General features: G+C 65.0%; 16 protein-coding genes and 2 pseudogenes. 11 read left to right on the top strand and 7 right to left on the bottom strand.

What is annotated here, in order from left to right:
• Positions 1–12: 12 nt before the first annotated feature.
• Positions 13–480, bottom strand: coding sequence for a PH domain-containing protein (locus CIT39_RS02780; protein WP_094973577.1), 468 nt, complete (start codon positions 478–480; stop codon positions 13–15).
• Positions 481–629: 149 nt separating this feature from the next.
• Between CIT39_RS02780 and CIT39_RS02775 the strand changes: the two genes are divergently transcribed.
• From CIT39_RS02775 to prfA, 3 genes are all read left to right on the top strand, one after another.
• The gene (locus CIT39_RS02775; protein WP_094973578.1) at positions 630–1,886 is read left to right on the top strand and encodes an aspartate kinase; all 1,257 of its coding nucleotides are present in this window, start codon (positions 630–632) and stop codon (positions 1,884–1,886) included.
• Positions 1,887–2,260: 374 nt separating this feature from the next.
• Positions 2,261–4,528: a phosphoenolpyruvate--protein phosphotransferase gene (gene ptsP / locus CIT39_RS02770; RefSeq protein WP_094973579.1), complete on the top strand. Its 2,268-nt coding sequence runs from the start codon at positions 2,261–2,263 to the stop codon at positions 4,526–4,528.
• Between the two features lie 58 nt (positions 4,529–4,586).
• Positions 4,587–5,672 (top strand): peptide chain release factor 1, encoded by a 1,086-nt coding sequence (prfA, locus tag CIT39_RS02765; protein ID WP_094973580.1) that lies wholly within the window; start codon positions 4,587–4,589, stop codon positions 5,670–5,672.
• 21 nt (positions 5,673–5,693) lie between these two features.
• Here the strand turns inward: prfA and CIT39_RS02760 are convergent, their stop codons facing one another.
• Together CIT39_RS02760 and CIT39_RS02755 are read right to left on the bottom strand one after the other, a co-directional pair.
• Positions 5,694–6,107 carry a MarR family winged helix-turn-helix transcriptional regulator gene (locus tag CIT39_RS02760; RefSeq protein ID WP_244607509.1) on the bottom strand — a complete coding sequence of 138 codons (414 nt, stop codon included), beginning with the start codon at positions 6,105–6,107 and terminating at the stop codon, positions 5,694–5,696.
• Positions 6,108–6,291: 184 nt separating this feature from the next.
• Complete coding sequence (locus CIT39_RS02755; RefSeq protein ID WP_244607508.1) at positions 6,292–6,690, bottom strand: hypothetical protein; 399 nt, start codon at positions 6,688–6,690, stop codon at positions 6,292–6,294.
• A 458-nt stretch (positions 6,691–7,148) separates the two neighbouring features.
• On the opposite strand from CIT39_RS02755, the gene CIT39_RS02750 reads away from it, so the two are divergent.
• From CIT39_RS02750 to CIT39_RS02735, 4 genes and pseudogenes are all read left to right on the top strand, one after another.
• Positions 7,149–8,480 (top strand): substrate-binding protein, encoded by a 1,332-nt coding sequence (locus CIT39_RS02750; protein WP_094973582.1) that lies wholly within the window; start codon positions 7,149–7,151, stop codon positions 8,478–8,480.
• 99 nt (positions 8,481–8,579) lie between these two features.
• Positions 8,580–9,455, top strand: a complete 876-nt coding sequence (locus tag CIT39_RS02745; RefSeq protein WP_094973583.1) for a branched-chain amino acid ABC transporter permease — start codon at positions 8,580–8,582, stop codon at positions 9,453–9,455.
• Between the two features lie 11 nt (positions 9,456–9,466).
• Positions 9,467–11,306, top strand: a pseudogene (locus tag CIT39_RS02740) (branched-chain amino acid ABC transporter ATP-binding protein/permease).
• Positions 11,303–12,001 carry an ABC transporter ATP-binding protein gene (locus CIT39_RS02735; protein WP_094973585.1) on the top strand — a complete coding sequence of 233 codons (699 nt, stop codon included), beginning with the start codon at positions 11,303–11,305 and terminating at the stop codon, positions 11,999–12,001. The pseudogene CIT39_RS02740 and the gene CIT39_RS02735 overlap by 4 nt, the downstream one beginning before the upstream one ends.
• 13 nt (positions 12,002–12,014) lie before the next feature.
• Here CIT39_RS02735 and CIT39_RS02730 read toward each other — a convergent pair.
• Positions 12,015–12,432: pseudogene (locus CIT39_RS02730) on the bottom strand (HIT domain-containing protein).
• A gap of 91 nt (positions 12,433–12,523) precedes the next feature.
• Between CIT39_RS02730 and prmC the strand changes: the two are divergent.
• On the top strand, positions 12,524–13,420 hold the full coding sequence (gene prmC, locus CIT39_RS02725; protein WP_094973586.1) for a peptide chain release factor N(5)-glutamine methyltransferase: 897 nt from the start codon (positions 12,524–12,526) through the stop codon (positions 13,418–13,420).
• A gap of 462 nt (positions 13,421–13,882) precedes the next feature.
• Positions 13,883–14,674, top strand: a complete 792-nt coding sequence (locus tag CIT39_RS02720) for a DUF4167 domain-containing protein (RefSeq protein WP_094973587.1) — start codon at positions 13,883–13,885, stop codon at positions 14,672–14,674.
• 77 nt (positions 14,675–14,751) lie between these two features.
• Here CIT39_RS02720 and CIT39_RS02715 read toward each other — a convergent pair whose 3' ends face one another.
• Positions 14,752–15,498: a methyltransferase domain-containing protein gene (locus CIT39_RS02715; protein WP_094973588.1), complete on the bottom strand. Its 747-nt coding sequence runs from the start codon at positions 15,496–15,498 to the stop codon at positions 14,752–14,754.
• A 108-nt stretch (positions 15,499–15,606) separates the two neighbouring features.
• Here CIT39_RS02715 and gloB point away from each other — a divergent pair, with 108 nt between their 5' ends.
• Together gloB and CIT39_RS02705 are read left to right on the top strand one after the other, a co-directional pair.
• Positions 15,607–16,374 carry a hydroxyacylglutathione hydrolase gene (gene gloB, locus CIT39_RS02710; protein WP_094973589.1) on the top strand — a complete coding sequence of 256 codons (768 nt, stop codon included), beginning with the start codon at positions 15,607–15,609 and terminating at the stop codon, positions 16,372–16,374.
• Positions 16,375–16,411: 37 nt separating this feature from the next.
• A complete protein-coding gene (locus tag CIT39_RS02705; protein WP_094973590.1) occupies positions 16,412–16,834 on the top strand; it encodes a cupin domain-containing protein in 423 nt (140 codons plus the stop codon).
• A gap of 23 nt (positions 16,835–16,857) precedes the next feature.
• Here CIT39_RS02705 and yddG read toward each other — a convergent pair whose 3' ends face one another.
• Together yddG and phbB are read right to left on the bottom strand one after the other, a co-directional pair.
• On the bottom strand, positions 16,858–17,727 hold the full coding sequence (gene yddG, locus CIT39_RS02700) for an aromatic amino acid exporter YddG (RefSeq protein ID WP_094973591.1): 870 nt from the start codon (positions 17,725–17,727) through the stop codon (positions 16,858–16,860).
• A 114-nt stretch (positions 17,728–17,841) separates the two neighbouring features.
• Complete coding sequence (phbB, locus tag CIT39_RS02695; RefSeq protein WP_094973592.1) at positions 17,842–18,567, bottom strand: acetoacetyl-CoA reductase; 726 nt, start codon at positions 18,565–18,567, stop codon at positions 17,842–17,844.
• Positions 18,568–18,653 lie beyond the last annotated feature (86 nt).

The following is an 18,653-nucleotide window of genomic DNA, read 5'->3' as shown; positions in this document are numbered from 1 at the left end:
TTACGCGCGGTCCTACCGCGTGGTGATCGAACTACGGAAGGCGAGCGGCGAGGCGATGGTCTTGATCGTCTCGATCCCCTCGCCGACGCCGCGAATCGTCACGTCGCCGTAGTTGAGAATACGTCCAAGGATGGTCTGATCGACGTCGACGCTTTCGACCTTGTCCAGCGCCATCTCGAAGGTGCGGCGCTTGATGAAGCCGGTCTTGTGCACGACCCTGAGATTGGTGACGTCGGTCTCGGTGGTGAAGCGGTGGAACCAGCCCTTCAGGGTCCAATAAAGCGCGGCAAGCGCAACGAGGCCGGAGGCGACCAGACAGAGCAGGACGAGCCAATCGGCGATCGGCTGCCGGGACGCCACGAAGAGCGCGCCGGCCACGATCCAGGCCACGATGGCCGGGAAATAGAAGATCCAGTGCGCATTGGTCGAATACAGCACCCGTTCGCCGGGCTGCAGAATCTCGTCGATGTAACGCGCCATGACCTCGGTTAACCCATTGCCGCACCCGGTCCCGCAGGAACCCGCTTGCCCCCGGCCCCGCCGCTATGTATACGCGCGGTCGGTGTCCACAGGCACCCGTCCGGTGCGGGTCACCATACTGATCCCTTTGAAGGAATGCACGCGTCGTCATGAGCCGCCTCGTGATGAAATTCGGCGGCACATCCGTCGCCAACATCGAACGTATCCGCAACGTCGCACGCCATGTGAAGCGTGAGGTCGACGCCGGCCACGAAGTGGCCGTGGTCGTCTCGGCGATGTCCGGGAAAACCAACGAGCTGGTGGCCTGGTGCACCGAGGCCTCGCCGATGCACGACGCGCGCGAATACGACGCCGTCGTCGCCTCCGGCGAACAGGTGACATCCGGCCTGCTCGCCATTGCGCTCCAGGGCATGGGCATTCAGGCCCGCTCCTGGCAGGGCTGGCAGATCCCGATCAAGACCAGCGACGCCCACGCCTCGGCCCGGATCGAGGACATCGACGGCACCGAGATCATCAAGCGCTTCAGGGAGCGCAAGGAGGTCGCGGTCATCGCCGGCTTCCAGGGCATCGAGCCCAAGACGGGCCGCATCACCACGCTCGGCCGCGGCGGCTCCGACACCTCGGCCGTGGCGATCGCCGCCGCCGTCAAGGCCGACCGCTGCGACATCTACACCGATGTCGACGGCGTCTACACCACCGACCCGCGAATCGTTCCGAAGGCCAAGAGGCTCGACAAGATCGCATTCGAAGACATGCTGGAACTGGCCTCCCAGGGCGCAAAAGTGCTCCAGGTTCGCTCGGTGGAACTCGGCATGGTCCACAACATGCCGATCTTCGTCCGTTCGAGCTTCGACAAGCCCGAGGATATCGACCCGCATGCCAACCAGCCGCCCGGCACGCTGATCTGCAGCGAGGAGGAGATCATGGAAAGCCACGTCGTCACCGGCATCGCCTTTTCGAAGGACGAGGCCCAGATCTCGGTGCGCCAGATCGAGGACAAGCCGGGCGTTGCCGCCTCGATCTTCGGCCCGCTGGCGGATGCCAACATCAACGTCGACATGATCGTGCAGAACGTCTCGGAGGACGGCAAGACAACCGACCTCACCTTCACGGTGCCGGCAGCCGATTATACCCGCGCCAAGGACACGATTACCGCCGCCAAGGCCAAGATCGGTTATGCACGGCTGGATACCGCTACCGACGTCGCAAAAATCTCGGTGATCGGCAGCGGCATGCGCAGCCATGCCGGCGTCGCCGCCCAGGCGTTCTCGGCCCTTGCGGGGCGGAATATCAACATCCGGGCCATTACAACCTCCGAGATCAAGTTCTCGGTTTTGATCGACACCGCCTATACCGAGCTTGCGGTGCGCACCCTGCATACGCTCTACGGTCTCGATCAGGCCTGAAGCGCGACCATCGTCACGCTTCAGGTTGTTGTTTGAGCATGGTCTTTCCGGAAAACCGCTTCGCACCTTTCCGGACCATGGCTGGACTAATTTTCTCTTAGCGGTCGCAGCAAACGCTGAGGTCTCCACACATTCGCGTTTGGCAGGCGTTTTGCTTGGCAAAACAAGCCTCAATTCGCTATACGGCGAACAGGGTGGGCTGCCGCAGACTGTGTCCCAGTTCAGGGCGGCGCTGATTCGGTACAAGCGCTGATCTCAAGTAGATTTTGGGTTTGTGCCTGCGCCGGACGAACAATTTGGTTGTTTTTCTGGATTATTGGGCCAGCCGCCGGCCGATACCGCCGGGCCGGGCAGACGGAGGAGATTGAGGGGACATGCGGAGCGCGTCGGGAGGTCCCCGCGTCTTGTTGAGACGGCTCCGCGAAACCATGGCGGAGCAGGTCTCGGCCCAGGAGCGGCTGGACAAGATCGTGGTGCTGATCGCCGCCAACATGGTGGCCGAGGTGTGCTCGGTCTATGTGCTGCGCGTCGACAACACGCTGGAGCTCTACGCCACCGAAGGCCTCAACCGCGAGGCCGTGCATCACACTGTGCTGAGCGCCCATGAGGGCCTGGTCGGCCTCGTCGCCAGCGAAGCGACGCCGCTCAACCTCAGCGATGCGCAGAGCCACCCGGCCTTCTCGTTCCGCCCCGAGACTGGCGAAGAAATCTACCACTCCTTCCTCGGCGTGCCGATCCTGCGTGCCGGCAACACGCTCGGCGTGCTGGTGGTGCAGAATCGCGCCAAGCGCAATTATGTCGAGGAGGAACTCGAGGCGCTGCAGACCACCGCGATGGTGCTGGCCGAGCTGATCGCCTCCGGCGAGCTGTCCGCGCTGGCGCAGCCAGGCCAGGAGCCGGCCGCGCGCCATTCCGCGCAGAAGGTCGGCGCCATCCTGTCGGAGGGCATTGCGCTCGGCCATGTCGTGCTGCACGAGCCACGTGTCGTCATCAAGGACTACATCGCCGAGGACCTGCCCAAGGAGATCAAGCGGCTCGACACCGCGCTGGCCAAGCTCCGCGCCGATCTCGACCGCATGCTCGAGCGCGGCGACGTCGCCGAGGGCGGCGAGCATCGCGAGGTGCTGGAAGCCTACCGCATGTTCGCCAACGACCAGGGCTGGTCGCACAAGCTGCATGAGGCGGTCGCCACCGGCCTCACCGCGGAAGCCGCGGTCGAGCGCGTGCAGTCCGACACCCGCGCGCGCATGCTGCGCTCCACCGATCCCTATTTGCGCGACCGGCTGCACGATCTCGAAGATCTCGGCTACCGCCTGATGCGTCAGCTGGTCGGTCAGGACCACGCGCCGTCACGCGAGCAGCTGCCCGACAACGCCATCGTCATCGCCCGCGCGATGGGGCCGGCTGCGCTGCTCGACTACGACCGCAAGCGCCTGCGCGGCATCATATTGGAGGAAGGCACCGCCAATTCCCACGTCTCGATCGTGGCGCGCGCACTCGGCATTCCCGCGGTCGGCGAGGTGCCGAACGCGCCTGGTATCGCCGATCCCGGCGACGCCGTCATCGTCGACGGCACCTCCGGCATGATCTATGTGCGCCCGTCGCAGGAGGTCGAGGCGGCCTTCGCCGAGCGTGTGCGCTTCCGCGCCCGCCGCCAGGCGCAATATCTGGCGCTGCGCGACCGGCCCTGCGTCACCAGGGATGGCCAGAAGGTCGAGCTGATGATCAATGCAGGTCTCGCCATCGACCTGCCGCATATCGAGGACACCGGCAGCGCCGGCATCGGCCTGTTCCGCACCGAGCTGCAGTTCATGGTGGGCCAGAGCCTGCCGCGGACCAGCGACCAGCTGGCGCTGTATCGCACCGTGCTGGATGCCGCCGGCACCAAGCCCGTCACCTTCCGCACCCTCGACATCGGCGGCGACAAGGCGCTGCCCTATATGGAAGCGGTGATCGAGGAAAATCCCGCGCTCGGCTGGCGCGCGATCCGGCTTGGGCTCGATCGTCCCGGCCTGTTGCGCGGCCAGATTCGTGCGCTCTTACGCGCCGGCGGCGGCCGCGCGCTGCGCATCATGTTCCCGATGATCTCGGAGGTCGCCGAATTCGATTCGGCGAAGGCGCTGGTCGAGCGCGAACTCACTTACCTGCGCCAGCACGGCCACACGCTGCCTGAGCGAATCGACATCGGCACCATGGTCGAGGTCCCCGCGCTGCTCTATCAGCTCGACGAGCTCCTGAAGAAGGTCGACTTCATCTCGGTCGGCTCCAACGATCTGTTCCAGTTCCTGTTCGCGGTCGACCGCGGCAATGCAAAAGTCTCTGAGCGCTTCGACACATTGTCGGCGCCGATCCTGCGCGCGCTGCGCGACATCGCGCGCAAGTCGCAGGCGGCGAAGAAGTCGCTCTCGCTCTGCGGCGAGATGGCATCCAAGCCGATCGGCGCACTGGCCCTGATTGCGCTCGGCTACCACTCACTGTCGTTGTCGGCTACCGCACTCGGCCCGGTCAAGGCGATGGTCATCGATCTCGATGCCAAGAAGGCCGAAGCCATGCTCGGCCCGCTGCTGGACGCGCCGGCGGGCAGCGTCTCGATCCGGCAGAAACTGACGGAATTTGCCGAAGCCGAAGGCCTGGCGTTGTAGCGGGCCTCGTCGCCGCTCCTTGCCGCCTCGTCGCCTTCCGCCATTTGAGACTGAACCGATGTCGTCACTCCCCGAAGCCAAACTGGATATGCTCCTTGCACATCATGCCTCGCTCGAGGCCGAATCGCTGGGGCAGCTCGCCTCCGAGCGCTATGTGCAGATCACGCGCGAGCTCGCCGAGATCACCCCGCTGATCGACGCCGTGAAGGCCTATCGCGCGGCGGTCAAGGAGCTCGCCGACACCGAGGCGCTGATCGCCGATCCCGCGACCGATGCCGAGATGCGCGCCATGGCGGAAGCCGAGCGCAACGAGCTCACGCCGAAAATCGAGGAGCTGGTCCAGAAGATCCGCGTCGCGCTCTTGCCCAAGGACGCCATGGACGACCGCAACGTGGTGCTGGAAATCCGCGCCGGCACCGGCGGCGACGAGGCCTCGCTGTTTGCCGGCGACCTGTTCCGGATGTACGAGCGTTTCGCTGCCTTGCAGGGCTGGAAGGTCGAGGTGATCTCGGCCAGCGAAGGCACCGTTGGCGGTTACAAGGAAATCATCGCCGAGGTGCAGGGCCGCGGCGCGTTCTCCAAGCTGAAGTTCGAATCCGGCGTGCACCGCGTGCAGCGCGTGCCCGACACCGAGACGCAGGGACGTATTCATACATCTGCCGCGACTGTCGCCGTGATGCCGGAGGTCGAGGAAGTCGACGTCGACATCAAGAACGACGATCTCAGGATCGAGACCATGCGCGCGCAAGGCGCCGGCGGCCAGCACGTCAACAAGACCGAATCGGCGATCCGCATCACCCACATCCCGACCGGCATCGTGGTGATGATGCAGGACTCGCGTTCGCAGCACAAGAATCGCGCCTCCGCCATGAACATCCTGCGCTCGCGCATCTATGACGCCGAGCAGCAGCGCCTCGACGCCGCGCGGTCGGCCGAGCGCAAGGAGAAGGTCGGCTCGGGCGACCGCTCCGAGCGCATCCGCACCTACAATTTTCCGCAAGGGCGCGTCACCGACCACCGCATCAATTTGACGCTCTACAAGCTGCCGCAGGTGATCGCAGGCGAAGCGCTTGGCGAGTTGACCGACGCGCTGACCACGGAGCATCAGGCCGCCCAGCTCGCCGCCCAAGGCGCGGCGGCCTGACCGGCGCGATCGGCCGCGAAGTCAGCTTTCGCTGAAGACCCGGAACGACTTCAACAGACGACTCAAGGCCGGGCTCGCGGCACGGCGAAGCTCTTCGAGGTTCTTCCGCGAGAGCGCCCGAAGCTTCTGCTCGCCCTTCTTGGTGAGCTTGAGGTGCACGCGCCGGGCGTCGTCGGGGTCGGCAAGCCTGCTGACCAGCCCGAGCTTGGCCAGACGGTCGACCAGTTCGACTGCGGAATGATGCCGGATCAGCAGGAAGCGCGCGACGTCGCCGACGCTCGCGGGCCCCGGACGGACAAAGCCCTTGATGCCGAGCAGCGCCTGGTGCTGCGTCGGCGTCAATCCCTCCTTCGCCGCAGCCTTCTCGCTGAAGGCGAGGAAGCTCCGGATCTGATAGCGGAACTGCGCCAGCGCCGCGTAATCGGCATCATGCATCGTGCGGCTATTCGAGCGCGAAGGGGTGACCGTTGCCTTGGATCGCTTGGCTTGCATCCTGGACCGTGTCGAGTCTCCCTACCTCGGGCTTCCAGCTCGAGAAGGCGGGCGACTTAGACAAAAGTAGCAAGACGCCGCCCCGAAACCAACCGGACGAGGCCGTGGATGCACAGCTATCCGGTCGCTATTCGAAGCTCGACAGCAGGATCTTCACCAGGATGACCTGAAAGGCGATCGGAATTCGGACGCTCTTGCGCCTGATCGAGCGCTGCAGCGCTCCGGCGATCTGGGCGCTGGTCAGGCTGCCGGCCGACGCTTTGGCGATCAACTCGCCCCACATCTGCGACAGCGAGCCGCCCGGCGAGAGCACCGGGCCGATGGTCACGCCACAGCCCTGCGCCCAGTCCACGATCTCCCGCATGGTATGAGGACCGCAGTTGCGCGCCGTCGCGAGGCGTTCGGCCGTCAGCGCGCGAAGCAATTTCTGTGAGGGCGACCAAGTCCCTTTCGGCGGCTCTTCGCCGGTGAGTTCGACCGCAAGCTCCTTCAACACGTTCTGGGCGCGCACGCTGAGCTTCTGCATCGGGCCGGGCTCGCGCTTCGAATGAACGCTGCCGACGACGAGCCCGTGTCGGCCGGTGGGCCGATTGCGCGGTTCGGCAGTGCGGGCGGCATCGCCAGGCTGCGGCGCCGCATGCCGATCGCTCCCCTCCGTTGCCTGTCGCTCCGCCGCTTGCGGCCATGCCTGCTGCTTCCGGGCACCCGCCACTGGTGTCTGCCGCGCCATTTTCCTCCGCCGAACCCGCCAGCCTCGTACTCACAAAGACTAATGTATATCGTGATCCGATATGTTTTCACGCGATAATTTTCACCGTTCGACCAAAGGCGAAATTGACAGAAGGTGTTCACAAGCAATGTTTACGTCTGGGAGCCACACGCGGATGTGACGCGCCCGGTGCAGGCAGGCCCCTTTGAGGCCGGTTGCCGCCGGACGGGTCGTGTTTTGCCTGCAAACAAGAACGATATCCGGAGGAAACGATCATGACTGACCATCTCATTCGCCGTGGCCTCTCGCGCCGTGGCCTGCTCCAGACCACGGCGGGCCTCATCGGCGGCTCGGTGCTGCCGGCAATGCCGGCCTTTGCCGAGGACAAGCCGATCGGCTCGTATCCCGCGGGCGTCTCGGGTTCCACCGCCTTCATCGGCATCTCGGTTCCGCGCACCGGCACCTATGCCGTGCAGGGCGAGGACGAGCTCAAGGGCTATCAGCTCGCGATCGAGCACATCAACAGCGGTCACGACCTGATCAAGAAGATCTCGCCGAAGACCAGCAAGGGCGTGCTCGGCAAGGAGCTGAAATTCGGCGTCGCGGATTCCGCGGCCAAGCCGAACGAGGCGGTGCAGGCGCAGCAGCGCTTCATCAGCGAGAACAAGGCGATCATGATCACCGGCGGCACCTCGAGCGCCGTTGCGGTCGCACTCAACAAGCTCGCCCAGCGCGAGAAGGTGATCTTCGTGTGCGGCATCTCCGGCTCGAACGACACGACCGGAAAGGACTGCGTCCGCTACGGCTTCCGCCAGAACTTCTTCGGCCAGACCGCCGCGGCGGCGATCGGCCCCGTGATGGTCAAGGAATTCGGCAAGGGCAAGAAGGCCGCCTATCTCACGCCGGACTACACCTACGGCCACACCGTCACCAAATCGATGCAGGACTTCCTCGCGACCGCCGGCTGGACCACCGTCACCAACCAGGTCGCGCCGCTGGGCGCGCCCGATTATTCCTCCTATCTGCTGAACGTCGCGAATTCCGGCGCCGACGTGCTGATCAACGTCAATTGGGGCCACGACGCGGTGCTGTCGACCCAGCAGGCCAAGCAGTTCGGCGTGCTCGACAAGATGAAGCTGGTCGTCCCCTACCAGGTGCCCTTCATCGCGCGCGAGACCGGCGGGCTGATGCAGGGCGTCTTCGCCGCCACCGACTATTGGTGGACCCTCGAGGACAAGTTCCCGCTCGCCAAGATGTTCAACGAGGCTTTCGAGAAGAAGTACGGCTACAAGCCGGAATGGGGCGCGGAGAACGCCTATGTCAGCTTCGCGCACTGGGCGCGCATGTGCGAGCAGGCCGGCAGCTTCAACCCGCCCGACGTGATCAAGGCCTATGAAAAGGGCGAGACGCTGCCGTCACTGGTCGGCGACGTACATTACCGTCCCGAGGACCATCAGTGCGTCCGTCCCGTGATCATCGTCAAGGGCAAGCAGCAGAAGGACATGAAGAACAAGGAAGACTGGTACGATGTGGTTGAGATCGTCCCGGGCGAAGGCTTGATGCAGAAGCCGGACGCCTTCGGCTGCCATCTCGGCGATTACAGCTGAGCTCGCGCTAACCCCTGTGACGCCGTAGGTCGCCTCCGGCTCCTGCGGCGTCACCCTTTTTTGCGCACCGCCGGAACGCGCCACAACCGTGACCATTGCATGATTAGTTGGCCCAACCTCGTCTCGCAGCTCTTCAACGGGCTCGCGCTCGGCGCGCTGCTCGCGCTGATCAGCTCCGGCCTGACCATCATCTACGGCACGCTCGGCGTGCTCAACCTCGCGCATGGCGCGATGTTCATGATCGGCGGCTATGCCGGCTTCGTCGCCTACCAGTATACGGAATCGTTCATCATCGCCGTGATCGCCGGCTCCCTGTTCGTGATGCTGCTGGGCGTCGCGATGGAACGCGTCATCATTCGCCATTTCTATCATCGGCCGCACGAGGATCAGCTGCTCGTGACGTTCGGGCTCGGCATCTGCTTCGTCGAAATCATCCGGTTGATCTTCTCCAGCCAGTCGCAGCTGGTCCCGCCGCCGGCGATATTCCAGGGCATCACCAATCTCGGCTTCATGTTCTATCCGACCTACCGCCTCGCCGTGGTCGGCATCGTCGCGATCGCGCTCGGGGCGCTGTTCATCATCCTCTACCGGACCCGGCTCGGCATGATCGTGCGGGCCGGCATCGAGGATTCGGTGATGGTGGATTCGCTCGGCATCAACGTCTATCGCGTCTTCATGGTGGTGTTCGGCATCGGCGCGATGGCCGCCGGCTTTGCCGGCATCGTCAACGCGCCGGTGGTGTCGCTGACACCGGGCATCGGTGACGACATCCTGGTCCAGACCTTCGTGGTGGTCGTGATCGGCGGCGTCGGCTCGTTTCCAGGCGCCATCCTCGGCGGCCTGATCGCCGGCGAGATCATCAGCGTCACCTCCATGTTCAACCCCGGCTATGCCTATGTGATGCTGTTTGCGGTCATGACGCTCGTGCTCGTGGTGCGACCGCATGGCCTGCTCGGCGTCCAGGGCCGCGAGTAAGCGATTTTCCCATGTTCAAGCAACGCCCGTTCCTGATCGAGACACTGACGGCCGTCGGCCTGATCGTGGCTCCCTTCGTGCTGCCCCATCTCGGCTTCGCGCCCAACACCGTCAACCGGATCCTGGTCTGGGGCCTGTTCGGGCTCGGCTTCGACATCCTGTTCGGCTTCACCGGACTGTTGTCGTTCGGCCAGTCGGCCTTCTACGGCACCGGCGGCTTCGTCGCGGCCTACCTCCTGACGCGCGCCGGCTTCGGCAACGTGCTGGGTGCGCTGATCATCGGCATGATCGCGGCCGCCGCGACCGGATACCTGGTCGGCCTGATTGCACTGCGCCGGACCGGCATCTATTTCGCCATGATCACCGTGGCGATCGCGCAGGTGTTCTTCTTCGTCGAGTTCAATCCGCTGTCGGACTTCACCGGCGGCGAGAACGGTCTGCCGGGGGTGCCGACGCCGAGCTTCAATCTCGGCTTCACCACGCTCCACTTCACCAATGGCTGGTCGCTCTATCAGTTCATCGCGCTGTGCTACTTCGTCGGCGTCATCATCGCGCTCAGGATCGTGCGCTCGCCGGTCGGCGCTATCTTCAGCGCGATCCGGGACAATCCGCTGCGCGCCACCGCGGTCGGGCACAACATCCACGGCTACAAGCTGACAGCCTTCGTGATCGCCGCCGCTTACGCCGGTTTCGCCGGCGGCCTGCTCGGCGTGCTCCAGGCCTTCATGCCGCCCGATGCCTTCACCTTCGACACCTCCGGCCAACTGGTGATGCAGACCGCCATCGGCGGCCGCGGCACGCTGTTCGGGCCGCTGGTCGGCGCGACCGTCTGGCTGTTCCTGCAGGATTTCCTCCAATCCGCGCTGGGCCTGGGCGCCGCCTGGAAGCTGGTGCTGGGCGTCGTGTTCGTGCTGCTGGTGTGTTTCCTGCGCGGCGGCATCATCGGCGGTCTTGCGGACCTTTATCGCCTCGTCTCCGGCAGGCGTCAGCGGAGCGATACGGAGTCCGAGCCGGACGCTGAGGCGACACTGCAACCTCCGCCGGCGCCGATGCAGGCCAAGGAGGTCGCGCACCCCGTCTATTCCGGGCCGATCCTGAAAGCCACCGGCCTCACCAAGCGCTATGGCGGCCTCGTCGCCAACAGCGACATCGATTTCAGCGTCAATCAGGGCGAGCTGCGCGGCATCATCGGCCCCAACGGCGCCGGCAAATCGACCTTCTTCAAGATGCTGACCTGCGAGATCGCGCCGACCTCGGGCCAGATCGTGTTCGAGGGGCGTGATATCACGGGATTGAAGGTCACCGAGGTTTGCCAGCTCGGGCTCACCAAGAGCTACCAGGTCAACCAGCTCTTCACCGGCCTCACCGTACGCGAGAATCTGACGATCGCCGCGCTCGCCGAGCTGCGCGGCAAGTTCCGGCTCGACCTGTTCCGTAAGCTTTCCAGCGTCAAGGGCCTGGACGAGCAGGTGGAGCATACGCTCGCTTTGGTCAACTTGACCCGCCGCGCGGACACGCCGGTCGCCGAGCTCGCCTATGGCGAGAAGCGCAGGCTCGAGATCGGGCTCGCGCTCGCGACCTCGCCGCGTCTGCTGCTGCTCGACGAGCCGCTCGCGGGCATGAGCCCGCGCGAGCGGGTCGAGACCGTCAAGCTGCTCAAATCGATCGCGCGCGGGGCGCACCATGATCATCATCGACCACGACATGGATTCGCTGTTCGAGCTGGTGGAGCGCGTCACGGTGCTTCAGGAGGGCAAAGTGCTGGTCTCCGGCACACCCGAGGAAATCAAGACCAACGCCGCGGTGCAGGAGGCCTATCTCGGCGGCGTGCATGGGGAGATCGCCGCATGAGCCTGATCGAGGTCAACGGCCTGAACAGCTATTACGGCGATTCCCACATCCTGTTCGACGTCGCCATGCACGTCGAACGTCACGAGGTGGTGGCGCTGCTCGGCCGCAACGGCGCCGGCAAGAGCACGACGCTGAAGAGCCTGATGGGCGTCGTGACGCCGCGCAGCGGCAGCGTGAAGTTCGACGGCATCGACATCGCCGGACGCAGGAGCCACAGGATCGCGCAGGCGGGAATGCAGCTCGTGCACGAGGAGCGCCGCGTCTTCGGCAGCCTGTCGGTGGAGGAGAACATCGTCCTTGCCGGGATCACCGCCCCGAAGCGCTGGCCGCTCGGCCGCATCTACGAGATGTTTCCGCGGCTGAAGGAGCGGCGCAGCAACCGCGGCACCGAGCTCTCCGGCGGCGAGCAGCAGATGCTCGCGATCGCGCGGGCGCTGGTGCGCGATCCCAAGATCGTGCTGCTGGACGAGCCGTTCGAGGGACTTGCGCCCGTCATCGTCCACGATCTCGTCAAGGCCTGCCGCGAGCTGGCGGCGGCCGGCCAGACCATCGTGCTGGTCGAGCAAAATCTGGCCGCGACGCTGGCGCTGGCGAGCCGGATCTACATCATCAACAACGGCCACATCGTTCACGAGGGCCCGGCTCAGGAGCTCAAGGCCCAGCCGGAGCTGCTGCAGCGCTATCTCGGCGTCTAATCAGTCGCCGCAATCAATTGCCAAGCGCCGCGATCATGCGCTTGGCGTGATCGGCGAGCACGGCCATATCTTCCTTGCGCGTCTGCGCCGGCAACAGTTCGACGCCGGCCCTGACGGGCATGACGTGCATGTGCAGGTGAAGCACCACCTGCCCGCTGGCGGGCTCGCTGAAGGATGATCCCCTCCGCGTCAAACGCCTTCATCGCCGCAAGCGCGATTCGCTTGGCCGTCCGGGCGACGGCGGCGAGATCGTCCTCCGCGATATCCAGAATGCCGCGCGCCGGCGCCCGCGGAATCACCAGCGTGTGTCCGGGTGCGCGCGGCATGATGTCGAGGAAGGCCAGGCTGCGGTCGTCCCTGAAAACCTCGAAGCAGGGAATCTCGCCGCGCAGGATCTTTGCGAAGACGTTCTGGTCGTCATAGGCCGTCATGGACCCCCTCCTCGCTTGCGAGGCGCGATCAAACGCGCTCCTTTCCGTTGACGCAAGCAAGCCTGCCGATCTATCCACGATGCCAGGCAGGATGGTTCCATTGACGACAGGCTTCGGTCCCGGACATGACGTCGAGAGTGCGCGGCGCGCGCTCGCGGCACGGCTGCAATCGGCCGGCATCGAGGACGCCGCCCTCGATGCGCGCCTGCTCGTCGGGGCAGCGCTGGAGCTCGATCTGACCGGCATGGTGACGCAGGCATCGCGACGACTCACGCCTGACGAGGCCACGCGGCTCGAACGATACGCGCAGCGCCGGCTCGCGCATGAGCCGGTCGCCCGCATTCTCGGCGCGCGGGAGTTCTGGGGCATGCCGTTGCGGCTGTCCGAGGCGACGCTGGTACCGCGGCCGGACACCGAGACCGTCGTCGAGTTGGCGCTCGAGATGTTTCGTGGGCTGGCGATATCGGGGCGGCGCCCGCTCATCGCAGATATCGGCGTCGGATCGGGCGCCATCCTGCTCGCATTGCTGCGCGAGATTCCCGACGCGTTTGCGGTCGGCACCGATGTCAGCCTGACGGCGCTCGATACGGCGCGCGACAACGCGGTCGCCCTCGGCCTCGCCGGCCGCGCCGGCTTCGTCGCCTGCTCCTATCTGGCGGCGCTGCGCGGCCCGTTTGACCTGATCGTCTCGAACCCGCCCTATATTCCCTCCGCCGAAATCCCGATACTGAGCATCGAGGTACGCGACCACGATCCGCATCTGGCGCTCGACGGCGGCAATGACGGATATGACGCCTATCGCGCCCTGATCCCGCAGGCCGCCGAGCGTCTCGCCCCTGGCGGAGCGCTGATCGTCGAGGCCGGACAGGGGCAGGCCCGGACTATTGAAACCTTGATGGCGGCCGGCGCGTTAACGGTGGACAGGCCACCCAAGGCCGATCTGGCGGGCATTCCGCGGGCCGTTTCAGCCCGAAAAATGCCTCCATAAAAGCCGGATTGGCCTGCAAAAAGCTCTTGGAATATCCCTTGGGAACGACTACCTTCCGATCAACAGATCGGTGCCGGCCCCGTAGACCTACGGGTGAAAGCCGGGCTCTCGGGCGAGAGCTTTACTGATTAACGGTTCCAAGCCGCAGGTCCTGTTGAGCGCGATGGCCATTGGAGCTGCGCCGCTCTCCGACCGCAAAGTGAACGAAAGCCTGATATTGCGCTTGAAGACTTACGCAACACAGCTGGGCTTGTTTCGACAAGCAAAATGAATGGGTTCGCTGGCGTTCAGTGCTGGCGGGTGGGGAACGCGTCCTTGTTGAACGCGACGGTCGACGTACATCGGCAGGGTTCGATCCGCTCTTGCGCGCGGTGCGCGCGAGCGATGTGAACCGCTGTCACCAGGTCACTCCTAGCAATCAGTAACGCGTGCAACGTTTAGGGCTGGAATTAAAGGCAGGACATGAGAAACGGTCAGAACAAGCAGCGGATGCGCAACCGCAATAATAACAATAATAACAACAACAATAACCGGCGCAGCCAGAACCCGATGACCCGGGTCTACGAGTCCAACGGACCCGACATCAAGATCCGCGGCACCGCCTCGCACATCGCCGAAAAGTATCTCCAGCTCGCACGCGACGCGCGCTCCTCCGGCGACCCCGTTGCGGCCGAGAACTACTACCAGCACGCCGAGCATTATTTTCGCCTGATCGCCGCGGCCCAGGAGCAGTTCCGCCAGAACCAGCAGCCGCGCGGTGACGAGCCGATCAGCAGCAATAGCGACGACGGCGACGACGACGGCGAGAATTTCTCGAATTTCGGCCAGGAGCCGGGCTTCGTCCCGCAGCCGCAACAGCAGCAGCCCTTCGCGCGCGACCGCGACGGCCAGCGCGATCACCAGCGTGATCATCAGCAGCGCGAAAACCAGCCCTATCAGCGCGAGAACCAGCAGCCGCGCGAGCACCGCGAGCGCGAGCACCGTCCGCAGCCGCAATATCAGCCCCAGCCTCAGCCGCTGCCGCTGAACCAGCCGCAGCCCGTCGTTGCCGACGCCGGCAGCGTCGATCGCCTGCCCTCTTTCATCACCGGCCCGCAGCCGCAAGTGAATGGTGGCGCGAATGTCCCGGGCGCCTTCGAAGGCGGTGGCGCCGGTGAGCGTTTTCCGCGGCGGCGCCGCCGGCCGCATGGCCCGCGCCCCGAGCGCGAAGCTGCTCCGGCCGCCTCGAGCGACGAAGTGGCCCCCGGCGAGTAGGCTGCAAAGGCGTCGCCAGACGTCCTGAACCAGATTTCCTGAACTGAATCGTCCCGGCCTCGCCGGGACGATTTGTTTCAGCCGCGCGTCGCCGTCGTCGAGGACGGCACCAGCACCGGCTTGGCCAGCGACGGAATCAACCGCGCCCGCTCGCGCTTGGCGGGAATGGCGCGGTAGACCTGCTTGGTGGCCTCGACGATGTGCACGCCGGCGAAGGGCAGCGACAGCGCCGCACCGGCGCGCTCCCACATCTGCGCGGATTTCAGCACCCAGCCGCCGGCATAGGGCGGCATGAAAAGCGCCTCGCCCCAAGCGGTCGGGGTGAACCAGGTCTGGCGCAAAAGGTCGGTGATCTGCGAGCGCGAATACGGTCGGCCGTGACCGAACGGCGTGCTGTCCGTGCGGGTCCACACCCCGCGCCGGTTCGGGATGACCGCGATCACGCGGCCGGATGGTGACAGCACGCGCCACGCCTCGCGCAGCAGCGCGGCCGGATCGTCCGACATCTCCAGCGCATGAACCAGCAGGATGCGGTCGACCGCGGCGTCGGGAAGCGGCAGCGAGAATTCGTCGACCAGCGAGGCCAGCGCCGGCCGCCCCGTCGGCCATTTCAAGACACCCTGGGCCGCCGGCATGAAGGCGAGGCAGCGCTCGGCATCTTCGCGGAACAACCCCAGATAGGGCGTGGGATAGCCGAGGCCGAGAACGCGCTGGCCCTCCGCGCTCGGCCAGCGTTCCCTGATGCCGCGATTGATCATTTGCCGCGCCACGATCCCGAGGCGGCGGGAATAGAACTCGCGGAGGTCGACGACGTCGATGGTCATGACGGCAATGTAACATGCACGAGAGCGCCGCCGCGTGCGGAATATTGCATTGCCTGCGCAACGTTAACGCCATATTTGTCTGGTGGGGCTGAGCCCGATGGAGATGACATGGCCGCCGAAATTCGTACTTTCAGCTGTTTAAACGACAATTTCGGCTATCTGATCCACGATGTGGAAACCAAGGCGACGGCGTCGATCGACGCGCCCGAGGCTGGCCCCATCCTGGCGGCGCTGGAGCGCGAGGGCTGGCAGCTCACCGATATCCTGATCACCCATCATCACGGCGATCATGTCGGCGGGGTCGCCGAACTCAAGCGGAAATACAATTGCCGCGTCGTCGCGCCGCACGACAAGACCACTGAAATCGCCAATGTCGATCTGCGTGTCGCCAATGCCGACGTGGTCAAGATCGGCAATTTGCTGGCGCGCGTTCTGGAGACGCCGGGCCACACGCTCGACCACGTCTCCTACGTGTTCGACACCGAGAAGACGGTGTTCGCTGCCGACACGCTGTTTTCGATCGGCTGCGGCCGCGTGTTCGAGGGCACCTATCCGATGATGTGGGATTCGCTTCTGAAGCTGCGTGCCCTGCCCGACGACTTCAACCTCTATTGCGGCCACGAATACACGGCCTCCAACGTCAAGTTCGCGCTCACCATCGACCCCGACAATGCGGCGCTCCAGGCGCGCGCCGCCGAGGTGACGAGGTTGCGGGCCGAGAACAAGCCCACCATTCCCTCACTGCTTGGTGACGAGAAGCGAGCAAACGTGTTCCTGCGCGCTGATGCGCCCGAGGTCGCAGCCAGGCTACACATGAAGGGCGCGGATGCCGCCGCCGTGTTCGGCGAATTGCGCGAGCGCAAGAACAAGTCCTGAAGCATAAGTCGCGAAGAACAAGTCCTGACGGGGATCGATGTCGACCGCAGCCGAGATCATCGCGCGCCTCGAATTGCGGCCGCATCCCGAAGGCGGCCATTACCGCGAGACGTTCCGCGACCAGGCCACGGACGCCAACGGGCGTTCGCGCTCGACCCTCATTTACTTCCTGCTGGCGCGCGGCGAGTGTTCGCACTGGCATCGCGTCGATGCGGTCGAGACATGGCACTATTACGTCGGCAGCCCCTTGATGCTGCGCATCGCGCATGAAGGGTGTTCGCAGCACGAAGTGCGGCTCGGTACCGACCTCGTCGGCGGCGAGCGGCCGCAGGCCATCGTGCCGGCGGACGCTTGGCAGATGGCGGAGACGACCGGCGATTGGACGTTGGTCGGCTGCACCGTCGCACCCGCCTTTGAGTTCGCGAAATTCGAGCTCGCACCGAAGGGCTGGCAGCCGTAGGTCCACTCGCCCCGGAATGACGATCATCGCTTCCGCAGCACCATGTCCTTCGCCGCAATCAGGCCGCCGCCGGCAATCAGGATGGCGGCAAGGGCGATGTTGGCGCTGGCCTTGGCAAAACCGGCCGCGATGAGGAAGCCGGTCGAGAGCAGCGGCGTCGCGTAGGAGGCGGCGCCGAGCACGCGGATGTCACCGCGCTTCATGCCGATGTCCCAGGCATAGAAGGCGGCACCGACGGGACCGATGCCGAGCGCGATCACAGAGAGCCATTGCAGCGTGGTCTCCGGCCAGACGGTGGTCTCGAGCAGGCCGTGCATCAGCGCGGCAAGCACGGCGGTGGCCAGGCAGAATCCGGCGACCGCATCGGTCGGAACGGCTTTGAGCCGGCGCGACAGCACCGAATAGGCGGCCCAGACGAATGCAGCGATGAAGGCCGCTGCCAATCCCGGCACCTGCCCCGCCGCGAAGCCGGAGGTGTTGCCGGCGAACAGCAGCACCGTGCCGACGAGGCCGAGCATCGCGCCGACGATGTGATGCAAGGCGAGCCGCTCGCCCGGCAGGAAGGACGAGAACAGCACGATCAGCAGCGGCCACAGATAATTCAGCAGGCCGGCTTCGGCCGGCGGTGCAAAGCGCAACGCGAGAAAATACAGCGCGTGGTAGCCGAACAGGCCGCCCACGCCGACCGCCCAGACGACCAGCGGCTGACGCAGGCTCTTCGCCGCCTCGCCGCGGCCGATCCAGGTGAGCAGGCCGACCAGGCCGCCGATCGCGAAGGTCATCGCGGCAAGCTGGAATGCCGGGATCCTTCCGGTCGCCACCGTCATCACGGACAGCAGCGACCACATCAGGATCGCGGTCAATCCGATCAGCGTGGCTGTGCGCGGGGTCATTGACGAAGGCTCTGAGGACAACGATGCCCGGCACGAGGCCGGGCATTTTCGTCTTCACTATCGCCTTGTCGCGCCTGAGGCTACAGGCTTTTGACCTGAGGGCCTGGCGCCATATCAGGCCTGATATTGGCCGCCGTTGATGGTCATCGTCGAGCCCGTGATGAAACCGGCCTCGTCGGCTGCGAGGAACACCACCGCGCGGGCGATCTCCTCGGGCTCGCCGAGCCGGTTGACCGGGATCTGCGGGATCACGTTCTTCTCCAGAACGTCTTTCGGCACCGCCTGCACCATTTCGGTGTTGATGTAGCCGGGGCAGATCGCGTTGACGGTGATGCCGCCCTTGGCGTTCTCGAGCGCGAGCGCCTTGGTGAAGCCGATGTCACCCGCCTTCGCCGCGGAATAATTGACCTGACCGAACTGCCCCTTCTGGCCATTGATCGACGAGATCGAGATGATGCGGCCGAATTTGCGCGAACGCATGCCCTCGATGACCTGGCGCGTCATGTTGAACAGCGAACCGAGATTGGTGTTGATGACCGCGTTCCACTGCTCCAGCGTCATCTTGTGGAAAGCGGTGTCGCGGGTGATGCCCGCATTGTTGACGAGCACCTCGATCGGCCCGAGGTCGGCCTCGACCTTCTTCACGCCCTCGGCGCAGGCATCGAAACTGCTGACGTCCCATTTGTAGACGGCGATGCCGGTCTCGGCCTTGAACTTCTCCGCCGCCGTATCATTGCCGGCATAGCTCGCCGCAACCTTGTATCCCGCCGCCTTCAGTGCCTTGCTGATCGCAGCACCGATGCCCCGCGTACCACCCGTCACCAACGCAACTCGTGCCATGTCGTATTCCTTCCCTTGGACTCTTCGGACGTTTCTGACGTGATTGCTTTTTAGCGTTGGATTATGCGGTTGGTTTGACGGACATC

The sequence above is a fragment of the Bradyrhizobium symbiodeficiens genome, assembly GCF_002266465.3.
Taxonomy (GTDB): Bacteria; Pseudomonadota; Alphaproteobacteria; order Rhizobiales; family Xanthobacteraceae; genus Bradyrhizobium; species Bradyrhizobium symbiodeficiens.
This window is presented reverse-complemented; position numbering and strand designations above follow the sequence as displayed.